The organism is Paraburkholderia sp. BR10141 (assembly GCF_056155635.1).
This window is the reverse complement of the sequence record NZ_JBMIQH010000018.1, coordinates 49,224-68,263: the sequence shown is the minus strand read 5'-3', so window position 1 is coordinate 68,263 and position 19,040 is coordinate 49,224. Positions and strand designations below refer to the sequence as shown.

The following is a 19,040-nucleotide window of genomic DNA, read 5'->3' as shown; positions in this document are numbered from 1 at the left end:
CGCAGTCCTTACAGCCGATATCCCATACGAAACCCGCCCCAGTGCCGCCCGTTCACGAAGATCGGCGCGGAGGCGTCCTTCATCATCACGAACGTGCCGCCGCCCATGTCGCGACGATAGGTTTGCAGCAGGAAGGGCTTGGTATGCGAGCCGGCCGCGCGGCCCGCGCGGTCGTTGAATATTCGATGATTGCGGCAGTTCGCGGCGTTCCACACCGGGTCGGCGCCCTGCGGATGCGAGAACTTGCGATTGTGGGTCGGTATGTAGCCGCGCGGATCGATCGCGACACAGAAGGCGACGCGTTCGTCGAACGTGAGCAGCGGTTCGAGGACCGGGGGCAGCACGCGGTCTGTGAAGGCCGTAAAGCGTGTCATATGCTGCTGCGGGTTCGTGTTCGGCACCGGCGCGTAGACGCTGTCGAACAGATCCGCTTCGCCGATCTCGCCGCGCGCGAGCGCGCCTTCGAACAGCTTGCTCACCTGGGCGGCGGCGCGCTGCACTGTCTCGATGAAGCGGGTGTCGTCGGTTTCCACGCCGGTTGCGGCGGACAGCTCGATGAGCGTTTCCGAGACCTCGAGCAGCTTGCCGAGCTGATCCTTCGCCTGCACGAAGTTGCGCCCCGAATCTTCGACGCCCGCGACCATTTCGCCCACCTGGCTTTCGAGCCCGTCGCATTTCGTTTCGATCTCGCCCGTGAGCTGGGCGATCTGGCCGGCGTGCTCGTCGAGTTGCATGATCGCCTGGCCGGTGCTGTGCACGGCCTCGCCGATCGTGTGCGTGCCCTCGCGCACGCGATGCGCGCGTTCGGTGTTGGCGGTGCCCTCGGCGATGAGTTGCTCGGTCTGCTGCGTGAGTTGTCCGAGCGTCTGCTCGATCTGGCCGGTGGCCTGCGCCGTCTTGGCGGAGAGGTTTTTCACCTCGGCCGCGACCACGGCGAAGCTCTTGCCGGACTCGCCCGCGCGCGCCGCTTCGATGGCCGCGTTGAGCGCGAGAAGCTGGGTTTGCCGCGCGATCAGGGAGATTTCCTCGGAGACCTTCGAGACATGCGCGAGCGCGCTTTTGAGCGCCCGGATCTGCGTCTCGATGACGGTGACGCTCTCCACGAGACCGTGAATGTCGGCAAGCGACTCCTCGATGGTCTGCTGCGACTGCTGCACGGTGGCGGCGGTGCCGGTGCTCAGCTCTCGCATGGCGCGGGCCGCCGTGGCGATCTGATGGTTGCCGGCGAGGGTGTGGGCCGCCGACTCGCGCAGGGCGTGGCAGACGTCGGTCTGACGCTGCACGCGCGCGGCGACTTCGTCGACATGGCCCGCCACGTCGCAGATCTCGATACCGAGCCTGCCGGCATGTGCGGCAATGTCGCCGACGACGCCGGCGGATTTCCCCGCGCGGCGACCGCGCAGGCCCAACAAACGCAAACGTGCCATCGGGTGTCTCCTTTCCCGGTGCGCCATGAAAGCTGCGGACAACTGCCCAAAGCTGCAGGCCCGGTCGTCGGCAGGTTCGATCGCCGGGCTTTCTGAACTGGTTTACGGCGCGTAATACGGCGACTTGAGCGCAGGGGTGGCGCCTGGCGCTATGATCGGGAACTCGGGCGCTCCGAAAGCCGGAAAAGAGGGGCAAAGGGGCGTCGCGACGGGAGCAAGATGATAGAAGCGATTTTCGGCGGGAGCGCGCCGCTCGCGCTCTGGCAGCAGCTGATCCAGCTCTGGGAGCTGATCGTGATGGTGTTGCGCTTCCTCTGGGAGCTGGTGAAGCTCCTCGGCGGCGGCGGTTGAACGACAAAAGGGCAGACGATGATCGACGATTCCACCCGGCGTTTCACCGACCGGGTCGCAGATTACGTAAAATTCCGGCCGACCTATCCGCGCGAAGTGGCGACTTTCGTGCATGTGGAGTGCGGCATCGCGCCGGGCGCGCCCGTGGCCGACATCGGCGCGGGTACGGGCCTCTCCACGAAGCTCTTTCTCGACGCGGGTCATCCTGTCACGGCAGTCGAGCCGAACGCGGCCATGCGCGCCGCGGCGGACGAACTGCTAGGCGGCTATCAAGGCTATCGCAGCGTGGCGGGCACGGCGGAGGCGACGACGCTCGAAGACGCGAGCGTGGATCTCGTGAGCGCCGCACAGGCGTTTCACTGGTTCCACAAGACCGACACGCAGCGCGAATTCGCGCGCATCCTCAAGCCGCGCGGCAAGATCGTGCTGTTCTGGAACAGCCGCCTGCTCGAGGGCTCGGCGTTTTTGGCAGGCTACGAGGCGCTCCTGCAGCGTTTTTGCCCCGACTACGCGCGCGTGGCCGAGACCTATCCGGACTCGGCCGCGATGGCCGACTGGTTCGGCGATGGCTTCGAGCATCAGACCGTGTTCCCGAACGCGCAACTGCTCGACTTCGATGGCCTGCGCGGACGGCTGATGTCGTCGTCATACGCGCCGCGCGCGGGCGACGAACGCCACGAGCCGATGCTCGCGGCGCTGCGCGAGCTGTTCGAGGCCACGCAAAAGGACGGCACCGTCAACTTCGCCTACGAGACGCGCGTGTACGCGGGGCAGCCGCAGCGCATCTAGCGCTCGAACGCGTAGTCGGCGGTGCGCACGCGGCGCGTTTTGCGGCGGAACATGAACGTGAAGCCAGGCCACAGCGCGGTGTTCTTGCCCGCCTGCGTGAGGTAGTAGCTGCGGCAGCCCGACTGCCACACGGTGCGCGCGAAGCGCGCCTGCACGCGCGCGTTCCAGTTTTGCTGCGCCTCGGCGCGAACCTCCATCGTGCGGGCGCCCGAGCGCTGCAGCGCGCGGATGCAGGCCGCGATATAGGCGATATGCGACTCGATCATGTAGATCATCGAGTTGTGCCCGAGCGCCGTGTTCGGCCCGATCACGAAGAAGAGATTCGGGAAGCCCGCGACGCTCGCGCCGAGGTAGGCCTCGGGGCCGTCGCGCCGCCACGTCTCGCCGAGGTCCTGGCCACCCACGCCCGTCACCTGGAAGGGCGCGTCCACATCGTTGACCTGGAAGCCCGTGCCGCACACGATCGCGTCGTAGGGCCGATGCATACCGTCGGCGGTGACGATGCCATCGGCGACGACCTCGCGGATCGCGTCGGTCACCAGCTCGACGTTGGGCTGCGCGAGGGCAGCGTAGTAGTCGCTCGACAGCAGCACGCGCTTGCAGCCCAGCCGATAGTCGGGCGTGAGGCGCGCGCGCAGCTCGGGATTTTTCACCTTGTGCGCGAGGTAGCTCAGCGCGAACTTCGTCGGCGTCTTGAGCAGGCGCGGCTCGACCGCGAAGCCGAGCGCGCGCGATTCGTGCTGCCAGTAAATCTTTGCGCGCGCCACACGTTGCGCGAACGGCATGTGCCGATAAATCCAGCGCCAGCGTTCGCTGATGGCGCGGTCGCGCCGCGGCATGATCCACGGTGGCGTGCGCTGAAACACCGTGAGCTGAGCCGCGCGCGGCTGGATATGCGGCACGAACTGGATCGCGCTCGCACCGGTGCCGATCACGGCGATGCGCTTGCCTTCGAGCGCGTAGTCGTGGTCCCAGCGCGCCGAGTGGAAGAGCGTCCCTTCGAAGCGCTCGATGCCCGCGATATGCGGCAGCGCCGGGCGCGAGAGCGGACCGTTCGCGGCTATCACCATATCGGCTTCGATCGTCGTGCTCGCGCCGTCGCGTTCGATCTCCACCTGCCAGACGCCGCGCGCCTCCAGGAAGCGCGCCGCGCGCACGCGCGAACGGTATTCGATGAAGCGCTCGACATCGTACTTGTGCGCGCAATGGCGTAGGTAGTCGAGAATTTCATGCTGCGGCGCGAAGGTGCGCGTCCACGCCGGATTCAGCTCGAACGAAAATGAGTAGAGGTGCGAAGGAATATCGCAAGCGGCCCCCGGATAGGCATTGTCGCGCCAGGTGCCGCCGAGGCCTTCGGCGGCCTCATAGATCGTGAACGAATCCACCCCCATGCGACGCAGCCGGATCGCCATGCCGATGCCGGAAAAACCGCTGCCGATGATGGCGATGCGCAGCGCGCCCCCGTTGCCGAGCGCTTGATTGGCCATGTGTGCGTCCGCCGTTATGTGTGTGTGCTGCGTATTTTGCGCCGATGCAAAACGGGCTCCATGAAGGAGCCCGTCGTTGCTTTAGCGGCGTGCGCTGGGCAAGCCTCAGGCGTTCAGGAGTTGTTCCAGTCGTCCGAGCTGTCGTTGCTGCCCATATCGACACCGCCGCCGCCCGAGCCGTCGTCCCAGTCGTTCGAGCCCTGGCCGAAGTCGAGGCCGCCGCCGTTGTTGCCGTCGCGCTGAACCCTGCGGCCCTCGTCGTCGACATACACATCGCGCTCGATCACGCGGTCACGGCCATGATTCAGGGCTTCGCCGAGCAGCACGCCCGTGAGCAGGCCACCCATGCCGCCCATGCCACCGCCGCCTTGCTGCACGATGACCTGCGGCGGTTGCTGCGGCGGCGCAGGCGGATACTGCGGCTGACGTCCGAAGGCGGCGTCGGCTTCGCGCGCGTAGGGAGAGTTGCTGCCGTAGTCGGGCGCGGCAGGCTGCGCATTCGGATCGGCGCGGCCCTCGGCGCGCGCCTTGAGGCTCGCGAACTGGCGTTCGAGATCCTCGATCTCATACGGCGGTCGCGGATTCGCGCTGTTCGAAAGCGTTTCGACGAGGCTGCGCAACTGCGCTTCGAGTCCTTCGACTTCCTTTTCGAGCGCTTCGTGGCCGGGCGCGGTCGAGAGCTTCACGTCGAGCTTGAGCGAGCGCACGCCGTTGAGCAACTCGGTGGCGCGCTTGAGCTGGTCGCGGCGGTCGTCGCCGGCCTTCGCGTCTTCGGTGGACTTCGCGCGACGCAGCGTCCAGCGCAGCACGAGCACAATGCCGACCAGCAAGATGGCGATACCAATCCACATGCCCATACCAGGACCTCGCTTCTGTGGCGCGGGCGCGGCCAACTGCTGCTGCGTGAACGGGTTGCCCGTGCTGTTCGTGTTGACACTGCCGGCGCGTGAAGCGTCGGAACGAATCTTCGCTTCGACCTGCGCGAAACGTTGCGGCTGGGTGAAGCGGATTTGCGGATCGAGCGACTTCGCCTGCTCGACCTGGGTGAGCGCGTCGCTGTAACGACCTTCGCGGTCGAGGACCTGGGCGTAGAGGTAGTGCGCGCGAGCGTTGTCCGGATGCGCCTGCAGGACTTCGGTCAGGCCGGAATCGGCGCGCTGCCAGTCACCCTGCGACATCGCGGATTCGATCTGCTGCACGCTCGGCAAGGCGAACGCAACGCCGCCCGTAAAGGCGAGCGACGCGACGGCGATACTGGCAGCGGCAAGAAACTTTTTCATGTTGCAGGCCGGGCGGATTGACGCCCGTCTCCATGGCATTCGATACGGGGATGCGGCGCTCTCGCGCGCCTGCCGATTGCCATCGGCCGCACGGATCATGCCGCGCCGCATCCAGCACGCAGGCGCTTACTGTGCCGGCGTGTTCATCTGCTTCTTGAGCGCCTCGAGGCGCTCGTCTACCGACGGACCCTTGTTGAGCGCCGCGAGCTTGTCGTCGAGCGCCTTGCCGCTCGACTGGTCGGACGAATTCAGGCGGGCGTCCGAGCGCGCGTTCGAGAGCGCGACCTTTTCTTCCAGCTTCTGGAAATCGCCGTCGAGATTCTTCCCGCCGATGCCGCCCAGCGCCGTAGCCGCGACATCCTTCGCCTGGGCGATCTGCTGCTTCGCCTGCAGGATGTTCGAGCGCGAGTTCAGGTCGTTGCGGCGCTGGCGCATGTCGTCGATCTGCTGCTTCAGTTGATCGACCGACGGTTCGAGCTTCGCGAGTTCGCCCGCGAGCGCGTCGCGTTCGGCTTCCGCGGTTTGCTGCGCGCCGAGCGCTTCGCGTGCGAGCGCTTCGTCGCCCGATTGCAGCGCGCGCTTCGCGCCGTCTTCGTACTTCTTCGCCTTGTCGGCGGCCACGTCGCGCTTGCTTTGCTGCGTCGCGACCTGCGCCTGGATCTCGACGAGCGAGTTCTCCGCGCGGCCGATGCTGTCGTCGAGCTCACGCACGATCTGGCGCGCGTCGCGCGACGGATCCTGCACCGAGTCTGCGGCGTCGTTGAGCAGGCCCTTGACGGTGCGGGAGATGGAGTCGAAAAGCGACATGAATTCCTCCAGTGAAATGAGATCGGCCGTGGTGGGCCGAGGTGCGTGTTCGCGGTTTGGCCTCACGCGCCAGCCGGCCGGCAGAGGGCTGATCCATCTGCCAGCTTACGCCGCTTTGCGCCTGGCGCGCATGCACGGCGAAAATCGGGGCGAGTGCGGCAATTGCAATAGCGTGAAGCTGTTTTCTTGCACGCGTGTGTTCATCAGAACGGGCCTGGCTGCGCGGCGTGAAGCACCGCTGCAGGCCGGGCGCCGCTATCGATCGCGGATATTACACCACGGCCCGTCTTAAAAGGGACTTAAAGGAATCGGGCCTGCCCAGCGCTCGCGGCGCGTATGTAAGCGGGCGTTAAGCCGATTATGACTCGTGTGTATGGCGGCGTGGATGCTGCGCGTGTCAGGCGTATTTGCCGCCTTCGGGCGCGGCGTCGTCGCTGCGGGCTTCGTCGCGTGGATCGCTCGCGTCGCGCCGGGAGCGGGCGAAGGGCGCGGAGCTCAGCGGCTGCAGCGGTTCGACGTCCAGCGATTGTGCGGCGGCCGTATCGAGCGCGGCGCTTTGCGCTGCAGCGGCCGCTTCGGCGCTCAGCCGGGCAACAGCCTGGGCGATTTCGCGCGCGGCATGGCTCACGTCCGCCTCGTCGGTGTGCGCGGCGGGCAGGGGTATGTTTGGCGCTTGAAGCGTTGCCTCGTGAGCGTCGTCGTCGTGAAGAGCCGCGGCCGCTTCGCCAGCCTTTTGCGCGTCCGCGTTCGCGTCGCTCGCACCGATGGCCGCCGCCGCGCCCACCGCTGGCCGGATCGCGCCCGCTCGACCCACACGCAGCGGTCTCGCCGCCTTTTGCAGCACCTGCGCGAGCGCGTCGGGCTGACGCGGCGCGTTCAGCCGGTCGACGATGCTCGCGGCCTTCACCTGATCGCTCGTCGCGCTGAACGCGATCACGGCGCGGCGCATGAGTTCGCTGAGGCTGATGCCGAGCTCGTCGGCGGTGGCGGAGATCGCGCGCTTTTGCGCGGGCGTAACGAAGACGACGATGCGTTCGCTGGGCTTGTTCATGATCGACGGGCCGTTGGGTCGGCTTCGTATGACGTCGGTTTGCCTGCCTGCGCAACAGCTTTTTGTAAGAATGGATGCGTGCTTGCCTGGGCGCGAACAGGGGCGTGTAGCAGATCTTTCATGATAAGACGAGTGCGCCGATGCGCAATGAGAAGGTGCGCGACCAGGAACAACCCTGCCTGCAAAAATCTGCCGTCAACAATCAGTCGATGCCTAATTTATCGCGCTACACAAGGACGGTTACGAAACTTTTCGCGCATAAAACCATGATCGACGCAAGCGAGCGCCCGGACGGCCAGAAATCGGGCAGGAAGTGTTTCCCAAGAAACTCTTACAAAAAAAGCGCGACCCGGCGTGCGCGATTTCTTTAGAATGCGCTGTTACATTTCGCGAATGGCGCCCGAACGGGCGGGTATTCGTATGTGGCGTGCCATAGTGCGCGCCGCGCGGCCGGACGGGGGCGTTGCCGGTCGCGCCGCGTCGCCGGGATTGAGCCGGCGACGTCGTATGCCGCATTGGCGCCATGACGCCGTGGTCGAGATCCATGCGCGCGAGTTGCGCGCAGCCGGCGCGCGCGAGACGCGCCCATCATTCCAGTCATGCCTATCATCAAACGACCGCCTTCACCGCAGTACCCGAACGAAGATCGGGAACCCTCCTTCAACAACGGGCGCCAGCCGCCTCGCCGGCCTGAATCGGGCGGCGGGTCCGGCGGCAACGGGCCGCGCGACGGGAGCCCGAAGCGGCGCTCCATCGGCACCACGCTCGCGCTCTGGTTCGTCGGCCTGATCGGCACGCTCTGCGTGGTCGGTGCGCTGCTCGTGGGCTACGCGCTCGTCGTGATGGAGCCGCAACTGCCGTCGCTCGATGCGCTCACCAACTACCAGCCCAAGGTGCCGCTGCGCATCTATACCGCCGATCACGTGCTGATCGGCGAGTTCGGCGAAGAGCGACGTCAGCTCGTGCGTTTTCAGGATATTCCTGATATTCAGAAGAAGGCCGTGCTCGCCATCGAGGACTACCGGTTCTACGAGCACGGCGGCGTGGACTTCGTCGGCATCCTGCGCGCGGGCGTGGCCGACCTGATGCACGGCGGCGCCTCGCAGGGCGCGAGCACGATCACGATGCAGGTCGCGCGCAACTTCTTCCTGTCGAGCGAGAAGACCTACACGCGTAAGGTCTACGAGATGCTGCTCGCCTACAAGATCGAGCGCGCGCTCACGAAGGACCAGATTCTCGAGTTGTACATGAACCAGATTTATCTGGGTCAGCGCGCCTACGGTTTTTCGGCGGCGGCGCGCGTGTACTTCGGCAAGGACCTGAAGGACATTACGGTGGCCCAGGCGGCGATGCTCGCGGGCCTGCCGAAGGCGCCTTCGGCGTATAACCCGATCGTCAATCCGCACCGCGCGAAGATTCGCCAGGAGTACATCCTCAAGCGCATGCTCGACCTCGGCTACATCACGCAAGCGCAGTACGACGAAGCGATCAAGGAGCCGCTGCAGACGAAGACGGCCGGCACCGAGTACAACGTGCACGCCGAATACGTCGCCGAAATGGTGCGCCAGATGATGTACGCGCAGTACAAGGACGAGACGTACACGCGCGGCCTCACGGTGACGACGACGATCGATTCGGCCGACCAGGATGCCGCGTACGCGGCTGTGCGCAAGGGCGTGATGGACTACGAGCGCCGCCACGGCTATCGCGGACCGGAGGGCTTCGTGCAGTTGCCCGCGGACGGCGACGACCGCGAGCAGGCCATCGAAGACGCGCTCACCGATCACCCGGACAACGGCGACCTCGTTTCGGCAGTCGTGACCGACGCGGGCCCGAAGTCGGTGACGGCGCAACAGCTCGACGGCACCTCGGTGACGGTGACGGGCGAGGGCCTGCGCTTCGTCGCGGCCGCGCTCTCGCCGCGCGCCTCGCAGGCGCTGCGCATTCGCCCGGGATCGATCGTGCGCCTGATGGAGGACGCGAAGGGCAACTGGCAGATCACGCAGCTGCCGCAGGTCGAAGGCGCGCTCGTCTCGCTCACGCCGCAGGACGGCGCGATCCGCGCGCTGATCGGCGGCTTCGACTTCAACAAGAACAAGTTCAATCACATCACGCAGGCGTGGCGTCAGCCGGGCTCGAGCTTCAAGCCGTTCATCTACTCGGCTTCGCTCGAAAAGGGCCTTGGGCCGGCGACGATCATCAACGACGCGCCGCTGTACTTCCCCCCCAGCACGCCGGGCGGCGACGCGTGGGAACCGAAGGACGACGACCAGCCCGAAGGGCCGATGTCGATGCGCCTCGCGCTGCAGAAGTCGAAGAACCTCGTGTCGATCCGCATCCTCTCGTACATCGGCACGAAGTACGCGCAGGACTACGTGACGCAGCGCTTCGGCTTCGACGCGGACAAGACCCCGCCGTACCTGCCGATGGCGCTCGGCGCGGGCCTCGTCACGCCGCTGCAGTCGGCGGGCGCGTATAGCGTGTTCGCGAACGGCGGCTATCGCATCAACCCGTATCTGATCGCCGAAGTGGACGACGCGCGCGGCCAGCCGATCCTGCGCGCACAGCCGTTGGTGGCGGGCCAGAATGCGCCGCAAACGCTTTCGCCGCGCAACGCATTCGTGATGAACAGCCTGCTGCACTCGGTGGCGACGGCGGGTACGGGCGCCGGCACCAACGTGCTCCATCGCAACGACCTGCAGGGCAAGACCGGTACGACCAACGACGCCAAGGACGGCTGGTTCGCCGGTTATCAGCGCACACTGGTCGCCGTGGCGTGGATGGGCTATGACCAGCCGAAGAGTCTCGGCAGCCGCGAATTCGGCGCGCAGCTCGCGTTGCCGATCTGGGTGGAGTACATGCAGCGTGCGCTGCGCGGCGTGCCGCAGGAAGAACCGGCGATGCCCGAGGGCCTCACGACGATCAACGACGAACTGTTCTTCTCGGACATGACGCCGGGTAACGGCTTCGTGGCGAGCATCGGTCTGGACTCGGCGAACCCGGCCGGTGCGGCGAGCGACGCGAGCGGCGCGACCGGCAGCATGGGGCCGGCCGGCATGACGCCGCCGAACGTGACGAACACAGAGAAGAAGCAGATCATGGATCTGTTCGAATCGAACAAGCCTTGATGCTGATTTGATGAGTTCTGCCGGATAAACACGGCGCGTCGGCAACGGCGCGCCGTGTTTTGTTTGGTCAGCGGAATTTCCTTGTGGGCCAAGGAGTTGGTCGAGCTTTCCAGGGCTTTTCCACAGGGCTGTCAACGAAATCTGTGGGTAACTCTCGTGCCGACTTTTCCACAGTTTTTGTTGAAGCCCCTGTTCATAACCCTGGGATATCGAAGCTAACTGGCTGACGCCAAAGGCTTTGTTCACAGGCAGGCCGTATGAGGCATCGCGCCTCAAAACACATCGTCAGAACGCAGTCCGAAGGTTTGGCTGTGCGAACCGCGCGAATACGTGACGGCGTGAACAGGCAGGAATACGAACAGCTCCACGGTAGTGATGCGCAAAGAACAGGACTACGCAGTGTCCCGGTTCTGCGGCGCGCCGAGCGCCGCTTCGATGGCGTCTTCCAGCCGGTCGTTACCCCAGAACATCTCTTCGCCGACGAAAAACGTCGGTGCGCCGAAGATGCCGAGATCGCGAGCCGCCTGGGTGCGCTCGCGCAGGCGCAGCCGGTTCGCCTCGCTGCCGGCTTCCTCGATGAGCCGTTGTGCCGGCAATCCGAGCGTGGTGAGCATCTGTGCGACGGCTTCGGGCGAATCGACTTCGCGGTCGTCGCCATAGTTGCGCGTCATGACGGCGCGGCACCAGTCGGGCAGCCACGGCTCGTCGGCGGCGAGCACGGCGATGCGCGTCGCGAGCACGGTGCGGCGGGGAAACTCGCTGGGTTGTTGCCACGGCAGCACGTATTTGCGGCACTGCCGGCGCATGTCCTGCCACACATAGGCGCCTTTTTCCTTCTGCACGACGAAGGGCGGACCTTCCCAGCCGAGTGCGTCGAGAATGGGGCCGAGGAGGAAGGGCCGCCAGTAAACATCCACGCCATTTCGTTCGGCGAGCGCGGCGATGCGCATTACGCTGAGATAGCTGTAGTTGCTGGCGAGGTCGAACCAGAAGTCGAGCGATGGACGGGACATGCTGTCGTCTCCATGAAGCGGTTGCACCGAGGTGCGCGGCGCTTGCGATCATGGTACGCCGAGACGCCCGGACAATCGCGAGTGTTACTTGCCTTGTGCGGCGGCTCCAGCGTCCGATGCGGCAGCGGCCGTGTCCGTCCCGCGCCCGCTGCCGAGCGTCGCCGGGTTGACCGGCGGATTGCCCATCGCCTGGAAGAGGGCGGCCGTATCGGCAAGCCGGGTGCCGCGGTAGCGGATTTCGTCGAGCCGCGCGTTACGCCATTGCTGCTCGCTTTGGCGCACCGCGTACCACGGCACCGCGCCCAACCTGTAGCGCGCGTGGGTGTCCTCGTAGACGCCCTGGGCCGTGCGTGCCGAGGTACTGGCTGCGTCGAGCGCCTGGGCGTCGTGATCGAGCGCGGCGAGACGATCGGCGACATCCTGGAACGCCGTGAGCACCGTTTGCTTATAGGTGTCGTTGGCTGCCTCATAGGACTGCAACGCCGCACGCCGCTGCGCAACGAGTGCGCCGCCGTGGAAAATCGGCTGCGAAAGCGAAGCGCCGATCGCCCACAGCGCGCCCGCGCCGGAAGTCACCACCGGCCAGCTGAAGCCGCCCTGGCCGAGCGCCGCCGAAAGCGTGATGCTCGGGTACATCTGCGCGGTGGCGGCGCCGACGCCCGCCGCGGCCGCCTTGAGCGTGGCTTCGGCGGCTTCGATGTCGGGTCGGGTTCTCAGGAGTTCTGAAGGGATGACTACCGGTACCTGCGCGGGCAAGGTCAGGCTGGCGAGATCGAGGTCGGGCGGCGCCTGGTCGGGTGTGCGGCCGATCAGCACGGCGAGCGCATGGCGCTGTGCGACCCATTGCTGACGCAGCCCCGGCAGGCTCGCCGCGAGCGACGCCGCGCTCTGCTGCGCGCTGAGCAGATCGGTGCGCGAGGCCGAGCCGAGCGCGTAGCGCTTTTGCACGTCGTCGGCCTGCGCATTGGCGAGCGCGATCAGCTGTTCGGTCGTGTCGATCTGCGCATGCAGCGTTGCCGCGCCGAGCGCACTTGCCACGATGTTCGCCGCGAGCGCGCGCTGCGCGGCCTCGAACTGGAACGCCTGCACGTTCACGCGCGAGGCGAGCGCCGCGTTGTTCAGGCGGGTCGCGCCGAACACGTCGAAGGTGTAGCGAACGTCGATCAAGCCCGCAAAGATCGCGTATTGCAGCCGGTCGATGCCGAACTGTGGGATCGCGGGTTGCTGCTGGCGTTGCGCGATGCCGATGGCGTCGACCGTCGGCAGCAGCGAGCTGCCGATCTGGCCGCGCAACTGCTCGCGCGCCGCTTGCAGGTTGTGGTCGGCGGCGGCGAGGTTCGGGCTGTTGGCGAGGCCCTCGTTCACGAGCGCATCGAGCGCGTCGCAGCCGTAGAGCGTCCACCATTGCGGCACCGGTTCCGCGCCCGTCACGAACTGCTGCGCGACGCCCTGGGCGGCGACCGTCTGTGCCGGTTGCGCCTGCACACCGTAGTGCTCGGGCTGCGGCATGGCGGGCGGCTCACCGGTCGGTCCCATCGCGCAGCCGGCCAGCGCGAGCGCGGCGCATGCGGCGAGCAAGCCGGGCGCGTGCGGAAAACGTGTTGCGGGCGAACGCGCCGTTGCACGCGGGCCCGACGCCAATGTCCAAGAATCCGTCTTCATGATGCCTGTTCCGGCGTCGTGCCGGTCTCGTCAGTCTCGCTGCTGCGCACGCGGAACGCGGCCGCGTAAGCCGCGGGCAGGAAAAACAGCGTGAGCACGGTCGCAATCGTGATGCCGCCCATTAGCGCCGTCGCCATCGGTCCGAAGAAGTTCGAACGCAAGAGCGGGATGAGCGCGAGCACGGCGGCCGCGGCGGTCAGCATGATGGGCCGGAAGCGGCGCACCGTGGCGCCCACCACGGCGTCGAAGCGCTTGTTCCCGGCGCGGATGTCCGTTTCGATCTGGTCCACGAGGATCACCGAGTTGCGCATGATGATCCCGAACATGGCGATCACGCCCAGCATGGCCACGAAGCCGAACGGCTGCCCGAACAGGAGCAGGGCGATCACCACGCCGATCAGGCCGAGCGGCGCGGTCAGCACGACCATCAGCACGCGCGTGAGGCTTTGCAGCTGGATCATGAGCAGCGTGAGCACGGCAATGGCGAGCACCGGCAACTGCGCGAAGATGGACGCCTGGCCCTTCGCGCTTTCCTCGACGGAGCCGCCCACCTCGATGTGGTAGCCGGGCGGCAGCGCGCGCTTGATCGACTCCAGTTTGCCGTCGAGCGCATGCGTGACGTCGATGCCCTGTGCGCCCGCTCGCACGTCGGACTGCACGGTGATCGTCGGCTGCCGGTCGCGCGACCAGATCACGCCGTACTCCAGATCGTTGGCGAGATGCCCGAGCGCTCCGAGCGGCACCGGGCCGTTGGGCGTAGGCATGGCGAGCGTGAGCAGGCGGGCCGGATCGACGCGCTCGGCAGCGGGCGAGCGCAGATCGACGCTGATGAGCTTGTCGCGCTCGCGAAACTGCGTGACGGTATAGCCCGAATACGTCATCTGCAGGAAGTTGGCGATGTCCTGCGACGAGACATTGAGCGCGCGCGCCTTTTGCTGGTCGATCTGGAAGTGCAGCGAGCGTCCCGCCGGTTCGTCCCAGTCGAAACTGACGTTGTCGGTGCGCGAATCGGCGCGCATCGTCGCCGCCACCTTGTTCGCGATGTCGCGCACGGTCGGAATGTCGTCGCCGCTCACGCGGAACTGCACGGGGTAGCCGACCGGCGGCCCGTTCTCGAGCCGCGAGAGGCGCGTGCGGATGGCGGGGAACTTGTCGCGCAGCATCGGTTCGAGCCAGCTGGCGAGCTTTTCGCGATCTTCGACCGACTTCGTCGTGATCACGAACTGCGCAAAATTGGGCTGCTGCAACTGCTGATCGAGAGGCAGATAGAAACGCGGCGCGCCGGTGCCGACGAAATCGATGAAATGGTCGATCTCGGGGCGGCCCTTGATCGCCGCTTCGAGGCGCTTCGTCTGGCGCAGCGTCGCATCGATCGAGGCGCTTTCGGGCAGGCGCACGTCCACGAGCAACTCGGGCCGGTCGGAACTCGGGAAGAATTGCTGCGGCACGAGCTTGAAGCACGCGAGCGCGGCCACGAACAGCGCGATGGTCAGCACGAGCACGATGGCATGGCGCTCGATGCACCAGCCGATCCAGCCACGCAGCCGCCGATAGAAACGCGTGTCGTAGATCTCGTGCTCGTGATCGTCGCCATGGGCGGCGTGCGCCGCATCCGGATCGGGCTTGCGCTCCGGCAACAGCCGGTAGCCCAGCAGCGGAATCAGCACGACGGCCGCGAACCACGAGGCGATCAGCGCGATGGCGGACACCTGGAAGATCGAGCGGGTGTACTCGCCGGTGCTCGACCTCGCGAGCACGATGGGCAGGAAACCCGAAACGGTGACGAGCGTGCCGGTCAGCATCGGGAACGCGGTGCTGGTGTAGGCGAATGCAGCGGCGCGCGTGCGGTTCCAGCCCTGCGCGAGCTTCACCGCCATCATCTCGACGGAAATGATGGCGTCGTCCACGAGCAGGCCGAGCGCGAGCACGAGCGTGCCGAGCGACACCTTGTGCAGACCGATGCCGAAGAGGTACATCGCGAGCGAGGTGACGGCGAGCACGATCGGAATGGTGATGACGACCACCATGCCCGTGCGCACGCCCAGCGAAACGAGGCTCACGAGCAGCACGATGCCCACGGCCTCGGCCACGGCTTCGACGAAGTCGTCCACCGAGCGCGAGACCGCATCGGGCATGCTCGACACCTCCACGAGCCTCAGGCCCGCGGGAAGTTGCGCGCGCAACTGCTCGACGCGCGCATCGAGCGCCTTGCCGAGACGGATCACGTCGCCGCCCGGCTGCATCGTGAGGCCGATACCGAGCACGGCCTGGTTCTGGAAGCGCATCTGCGTGGCGAGCGGCTCGTCGTAGCCGCGCCGGATCGTCGCGATGTCGCCGAGGCGAAACGTGCGGTCGTTCACGCGGATCAGTGTATCGGCGAGCGCCTCGAGGTCCTCGTACTGGCCGCTCGGGCGCACGAACACGCGGTCGTCGGCGGTCGTGAGCGTACCTGCGGCGGAGACGCTGTTCTGCGCGCCGATCACCTGGCCGAGTTGCGTGGGCGAGATGCCGAGGCGTGTGAGCTGCGTGTTCGGAATTTCGATGTAGATGCGCTGCTGCGGATCGCCGAAATAATCGACCTTGCCGACGTCGGGCACGCGCAGCAGCTGCTCGCGCAGCTTGTCCGCGTAGTCGTGCAGTTGCGCAGGCGAAAAGCCGTCGCCCTCCAGCGCGTAGATGTTGGTGTAGACGTCGCCGAACTCGTCGTTGAAGAACGGCCCTTGCACGCCCTGGGGCAGCGTGTACGCGATGTCGCCGACCTTCTTGCGTACCTGGTACCAGGTCTCACGCACTTCGCTCACGGGCGCGGAGTCCTTCATCGTGAAGAACACGAGCGATTCGCCGGGCCGCGAATAGCTGCGCAGAAAGTCGATATAAGGCGTTTCCTGCAGCTTGCGGCCGATGCGGGTCGTCACCTGGTCCTCGACCTGGCGCGCGCTCGCACCGGGCCAGAAGGTCTGGATGACCATCACGCGGAACGTGAAGGGCGGATCTTCCGACTGCGCAAGACGCGTATAAGCGAGCGCGCCGAATATCGTTGCCAGCACAACGAGAAAGGTGACGAGCGCCCGATGCCGCAGTGCCCACGCCGACAGGTTGAAGCGGCCCTCTTCGTGATCGGCGCCGGGACCCGAGTCCATCGTCTGGCTCATGACGCGAAGTCCTCGGGATGCAGCGGCGCCACCGGCCGTACCTGCTCGCCCGCGTGGACGGTATGGACGCCTTGCAGCACGATGCGTTCGCCGTCCTGCAATCCCCCCGCCACGGTGATCGTGCGCGCGTCGTAGCGCGCGATGTTCACGCGCCGCAATTGCAGCACGTTGTCGGGCGCGTGGACGACCCAGATGGCGGGCGCTGCGCCGTCGTGGAAGAGCGCGGTGGCCGGCACGGTAAACGCGGCCGGCGCGTTGGCCTCGCTCGGTGCCGCGAACGCCACGTTGGCGGTCATGCCGAGACGCACGTCGGCATCGGGACGTTCGAGCGTGAGCCTCGCGCGCCACGTGCGGCTTTGCGGGTCCGCCGCGGCGGCGAGTTCGCGCAGGCGCGCCGTGTAGTGGCGACCGGGCAGGGCGCCGAGCGTGACCTGCGCGGTGTCGCCGGTGTGCAGCGCGGCCACGGCGCGCTCTGGCAGGTCGCATACCACGTCGACGTCGCCGCTCCATGCGAGCTGGTAGACGGCCTGGCCGGCCTGCACGTTCTGGCCGGTGTCGGCGTTTTCGGCGGTGATGACGCCCGCGTGGTCCGCTACGATCTGTGTGTAGCGCAACTGGTTCTTTGCCAGCGCGAGCTGCTGCTGCGCCTGATCGCGCTGGGCCGCGGCCGAGGCGTAGGCATCCTGCGTCTGTTCGAGCTGCGCGCGGGCGATGAGATTGGCCGCCGACTGGGCCGTGTCGCGATCGAGCTGCTGCTTCGCGAAGACGAGGCGATGCTGCGCGGCGTCGAACTGGGCCTGCGCGCTGGCCGCGTTCTTTTCGAAGTCTGCAGGATCGAGCCGCGCGAGGGTCTGGCCGGGCTTGACGCTGTCGCCCAGGCGCACGCTGCGCTCGATGATCTTGCCGTTCACGCGAAACGAAAGCGGCGTGGCGTTGCGCGCCTCGATATCGCCTGGATAGACGGGGCTCACGCCGCCGCCGTCGGGGTGCACGGTCATCGAGACGACCGGGCGCGGCTGCGGCGGGGCTTCCTTTTCCTTGCCGCAGGCAGCCAGCGCGGCCACACCGAGCACGAGAAGCACATTCGCGGCATGCCGCCACGGTGCACTGAACTTACCGGTACCACTGCGCATTCTGCTCGATGCGCCACGACCGCGACGATTCACCTGGACCTCGATAGGCTGGGTGCGCACGCAGACCGCAATGCCGCCGGACCGGCTGCGCCGCCGTTGAGTCGCGGGCGCGGCGCGGCTCGCGCACCGACCCGGACTTGGGATGATGAGCCGGATTCTAATACAACCTTGTATCTGAGTGCGAATCTGAATCCGAGGAATGTTTCAGTGCTAGACTCGCGTCCATCCGTGATACATAACGACGCCCCACGCCATGAAGCGCATTCGACTCACCCGCGAACAAAGCCGCGACCAGACGCGCGAGCGCCTGCTCGACGCCGCGCAGGCCGTGTTCATGAAAAAAGGGTTCGTGGGCGCGAGCGTCGAAGACATCGCGCACGCGGCGGGGTACACGCGCGGCGCGTTCTACTCGAACTTTTCGGGCAAGTCGGACCTGCTCGTGGAACTGCTGCGGCGCGATCACGAAGCCATGCAGGCCGACCTGCGCGCCATCTTCGAGACCGAGGTCTCGCGCGAGCAGATGGAGGCGCGCGTGCTCGCCTACTACAGCCGCATGCCGCAGGACAACAAGGTCTTCCTGCTGTGGGCGGAAGCCAGGCTGCTGGCTGCGCGCGACGCGCGCTTTCGCACGCGCTACAACGCCTTCATGAAGGAAAAGCGCGAGAGTCTTGCCGTGTACATCGAGGAGTTCGCGGCGCGCGCGGGCATGCCGGTGCCGCTCGATCCCCAATTGCTCGCGCTCGGGCTGATGGGGCTGTGCGACGGGGTGCAGTTTCTCGCCACGGCCGATCCGCAGCATGTCACGCCGCCAGTCGTCGAAGCCGTGCTGGGGACTTTCCTCGCGCGCGTGGTGTTCGGCCGCGACGCGTGAGCCCGGCGTGCAGCCAGCCCACGACGCGCGCGCGTCAGGAGCCGAGGCCAGGGCCGTAGTTGCTGCCGATCAGCCGCGTAACGGACGCGACGTCCTGGTAATCCTGCTCGGGCATGCCGTCGAGGATGCCGAGCACCTCGTTGCTCGCGCCGGCCTCGCGCGCGGCGTCCACGAGTTCGTCCTTGTTGGCGGGCCAGCGCACCTCGCGCAGCACGTCGGCGAATTGCAGATCGATGGGTTCGTCGGGAATGCGAGAGGCTGACATGCGTGGCGTCCTTTGCGCGGGCGGCCGGCGTTGGCGGTCCGCGTCGTCGTCTCGTTTGTTGTGCGGTTTGTTTTTCAGATTCTGTTCGCGCCCGGTCTGCTTTGCGGCGCGCAGCGCTAGCGCCGCGCCTCAAGCATACACAATCCGCCTCGCACGCCCTCGCCGCGTGCGCACGCGCTGCTCATTTGCCGCTCATGCGCGCCACTTTGGTTTGCCGCTTGTTCGCAAACGGGGGTACCGGTCAGGCTCAGGTCTGCTCGTGCAGGTCCGGGCTGAGCGTCTTGTCCAGCCGATGCGACCTGGGCAGCGTGAGGTACTCCCAGTGTTGCGGACCGTTTGCGGTCGCGGGCACGTTGGGGGCCGGGGGCGCGACGGGGGCGTCGTAGGCGTGGGACTGTCCACTTGCGAGCGGGATGTGCGCGCTGGTCGGGGTGACCGGTGAGTCCTGCGCGGTACGTACCGGAGCGGCGAAGCAGGACGCCGACAACAGCACGGTGGTCATCAGTGTCGAGGTTTTCATCGCTCGACCTCCTTTCTCATGCGGCCCATAGGTCGCAGCAAGCGCCGTACCGCATCCGCCACGTGGGTTAGCGGCGCAGGCAGCCGCGCCAGCCGGGGCGGTCC

The 19,040-nt window shown here is 66.6% G+C and carries 16 protein-coding genes; 5 read left to right on the top strand and 11 right to left on the bottom strand.

The window, feature by feature from the left end:
- Positions 1 to 8: 8 nt before the first annotated feature.
- Positions 9 to 1,427 (bottom strand): methyl-accepting chemotaxis protein, encoded by a 1,419-nt coding sequence (locus ACOJB8_RS23795; protein ID WP_069265667.1) that lies wholly within the window; start codon positions 1,425 to 1,427, stop codon positions 9 to 11.
- 219 nt (positions 1,428 to 1,646) lie between these two features.
- On the opposite strand from ACOJB8_RS23795, the gene ACOJB8_RS23790 reads away from it, so the two are divergent.
- Positions 1,647 to 1,778, top strand: coding sequence for a hypothetical protein (locus ACOJB8_RS23790; protein WP_256094777.1), 132 nt, complete (start codon positions 1,647 to 1,649; stop codon positions 1,776 to 1,778).
- A gap of 18 nt (positions 1,779 to 1,796) precedes the next feature.
- A complete protein-coding gene (locus ACOJB8_RS23785) occupies positions 1,797 to 2,567 on the top strand; it encodes a class I SAM-dependent methyltransferase (RefSeq protein ID WP_069265668.1) in 771 nt (256 codons plus the stop codon).
- On the opposite strand, the gene ACOJB8_RS23780 is transcribed toward ACOJB8_RS23785, so the two are convergent.
- The 4 genes from ACOJB8_RS23780 to ACOJB8_RS23765 form a co-directional block, all read right to left on the bottom strand.
- Positions 2,564 to 4,054 carry a flavin-containing monooxygenase gene (locus ACOJB8_RS23780; protein WP_406952165.1) on the bottom strand — a complete coding sequence of 497 codons (1,491 nt, stop codon included), beginning with the start codon at positions 4,052 to 4,054 and terminating at the stop codon, positions 2,564 to 2,566. The genes ACOJB8_RS23785 and ACOJB8_RS23780 overlap by 4 nt on opposite strands.
- Before the next feature lie 113 nt (positions 4,055 to 4,167).
- Positions 4,168 to 5,334 (bottom strand): tetratricopeptide repeat protein, encoded by a 1,167-nt coding sequence (locus tag ACOJB8_RS23775; RefSeq protein ID WP_342945803.1) that lies wholly within the window; start codon positions 5,332 to 5,334, stop codon positions 4,168 to 4,170.
- 126 nt (positions 5,335 to 5,460) lie between these two features.
- A complete protein-coding gene (locus ACOJB8_RS23770; protein WP_475014652.1) occupies positions 5,461 to 6,141 on the bottom strand; it encodes a PspA/IM30 family protein in 681 nt (226 codons plus the stop codon).
- A gap of 397 nt (positions 6,142 to 6,538) precedes the next feature.
- Positions 6,539 to 7,192 (bottom strand): hypothetical protein, encoded by a 654-nt coding sequence (locus ACOJB8_RS23765; RefSeq protein WP_368605397.1) that lies wholly within the window; start codon positions 7,190 to 7,192, stop codon positions 6,539 to 6,541.
- 140 nt (positions 7,193 to 7,332) lie between these two features.
- On the opposite strand from ACOJB8_RS23765, the gene ACOJB8_RS23760 reads away from it, so the two are divergent.
- Together ACOJB8_RS23760 and ACOJB8_RS23755 are read left to right on the top strand one after the other, a co-directional pair.
- Positions 7,333 to 7,563 carry a hypothetical protein gene (locus ACOJB8_RS23760; RefSeq protein WP_141710711.1) on the top strand — a complete coding sequence of 77 codons (231 nt, stop codon included), beginning with the start codon at positions 7,333 to 7,335 and terminating at the stop codon, positions 7,561 to 7,563.
- A gap of 228 nt (positions 7,564 to 7,791) precedes the next feature.
- A complete protein-coding gene (locus ACOJB8_RS23755) occupies positions 7,792 to 10,320 on the top strand; it encodes a penicillin-binding protein 1A (RefSeq protein WP_475014650.1) in 2,529 nt (842 codons plus the stop codon).
- A 392-nt stretch (positions 10,321 to 10,712) separates the two neighbouring features.
- Here ACOJB8_RS23755 and ACOJB8_RS23750 read toward each other — a convergent pair whose 3' ends face one another.
- From ACOJB8_RS23750 to ACOJB8_RS23735, 4 genes are all read right to left on the bottom strand, one after another.
- Positions 10,713 to 11,333, bottom strand: a complete 621-nt coding sequence (locus ACOJB8_RS23750) for a DsbA family protein (protein WP_475014648.1) — start codon at positions 11,331 to 11,333, stop codon at positions 10,713 to 10,715.
- A gap of 84 nt (positions 11,334 to 11,417) precedes the next feature.
- Positions 11,418 to 12,995 carry an efflux transporter outer membrane subunit gene (locus ACOJB8_RS23745; RefSeq protein WP_475014646.1) on the bottom strand — a complete coding sequence of 526 codons (1,578 nt, stop codon included), beginning with the start codon at positions 12,993 to 12,995 and terminating at the stop codon, positions 11,418 to 11,420.
- A complete protein-coding gene (locus tag ACOJB8_RS23740) occupies positions 12,992 to 16,147 on the bottom strand; it encodes an efflux RND transporter permease subunit (RefSeq protein WP_475014644.1) in 3,156 nt (1,051 codons plus the stop codon). Before ACOJB8_RS23740 ends, ACOJB8_RS23745 begins: the two co-directional genes overlap by 4 nt.
- Entirely contained in the window at positions 16,144 to 17,280 is a 1,137-nt protein-coding gene (locus ACOJB8_RS23735; protein ID WP_069265676.1) for an efflux RND transporter periplasmic adaptor subunit, read from the bottom strand. The genes ACOJB8_RS23740 and ACOJB8_RS23735 overlap by 4 nt, the downstream gene beginning before the upstream one ends.
- A 253-nt stretch (positions 17,281 to 17,533) precedes the next feature.
- Between ACOJB8_RS23735 and ACOJB8_RS23730 the strand changes: the two genes are divergently transcribed.
- A complete protein-coding gene (locus tag ACOJB8_RS23730; RefSeq protein WP_475014642.1) occupies positions 17,534 to 18,151 on the top strand; it encodes a TetR/AcrR family transcriptional regulator in 618 nt (205 codons plus the stop codon).
- Positions 18,152 to 18,185: 34 nt separating this feature from the next.
- Here ACOJB8_RS23730 and ACOJB8_RS23725 read toward each other — a convergent pair whose 3' ends face one another.
- A complete protein-coding gene (locus tag ACOJB8_RS23725) occupies positions 18,186 to 18,416 on the bottom strand; it encodes a DUF2795 domain-containing protein (RefSeq protein ID WP_069265678.1) in 231 nt (76 codons plus the stop codon).
- A gap of 247 nt (positions 18,417 to 18,663) precedes the next feature.
- A complete protein-coding gene (locus ACOJB8_RS23720) occupies positions 18,664 to 18,936 on the bottom strand; it encodes a hypothetical protein (RefSeq protein WP_069265679.1) in 273 nt (90 codons plus the stop codon).
- Positions 18,937 to 19,040 lie beyond the last annotated feature (104 nt).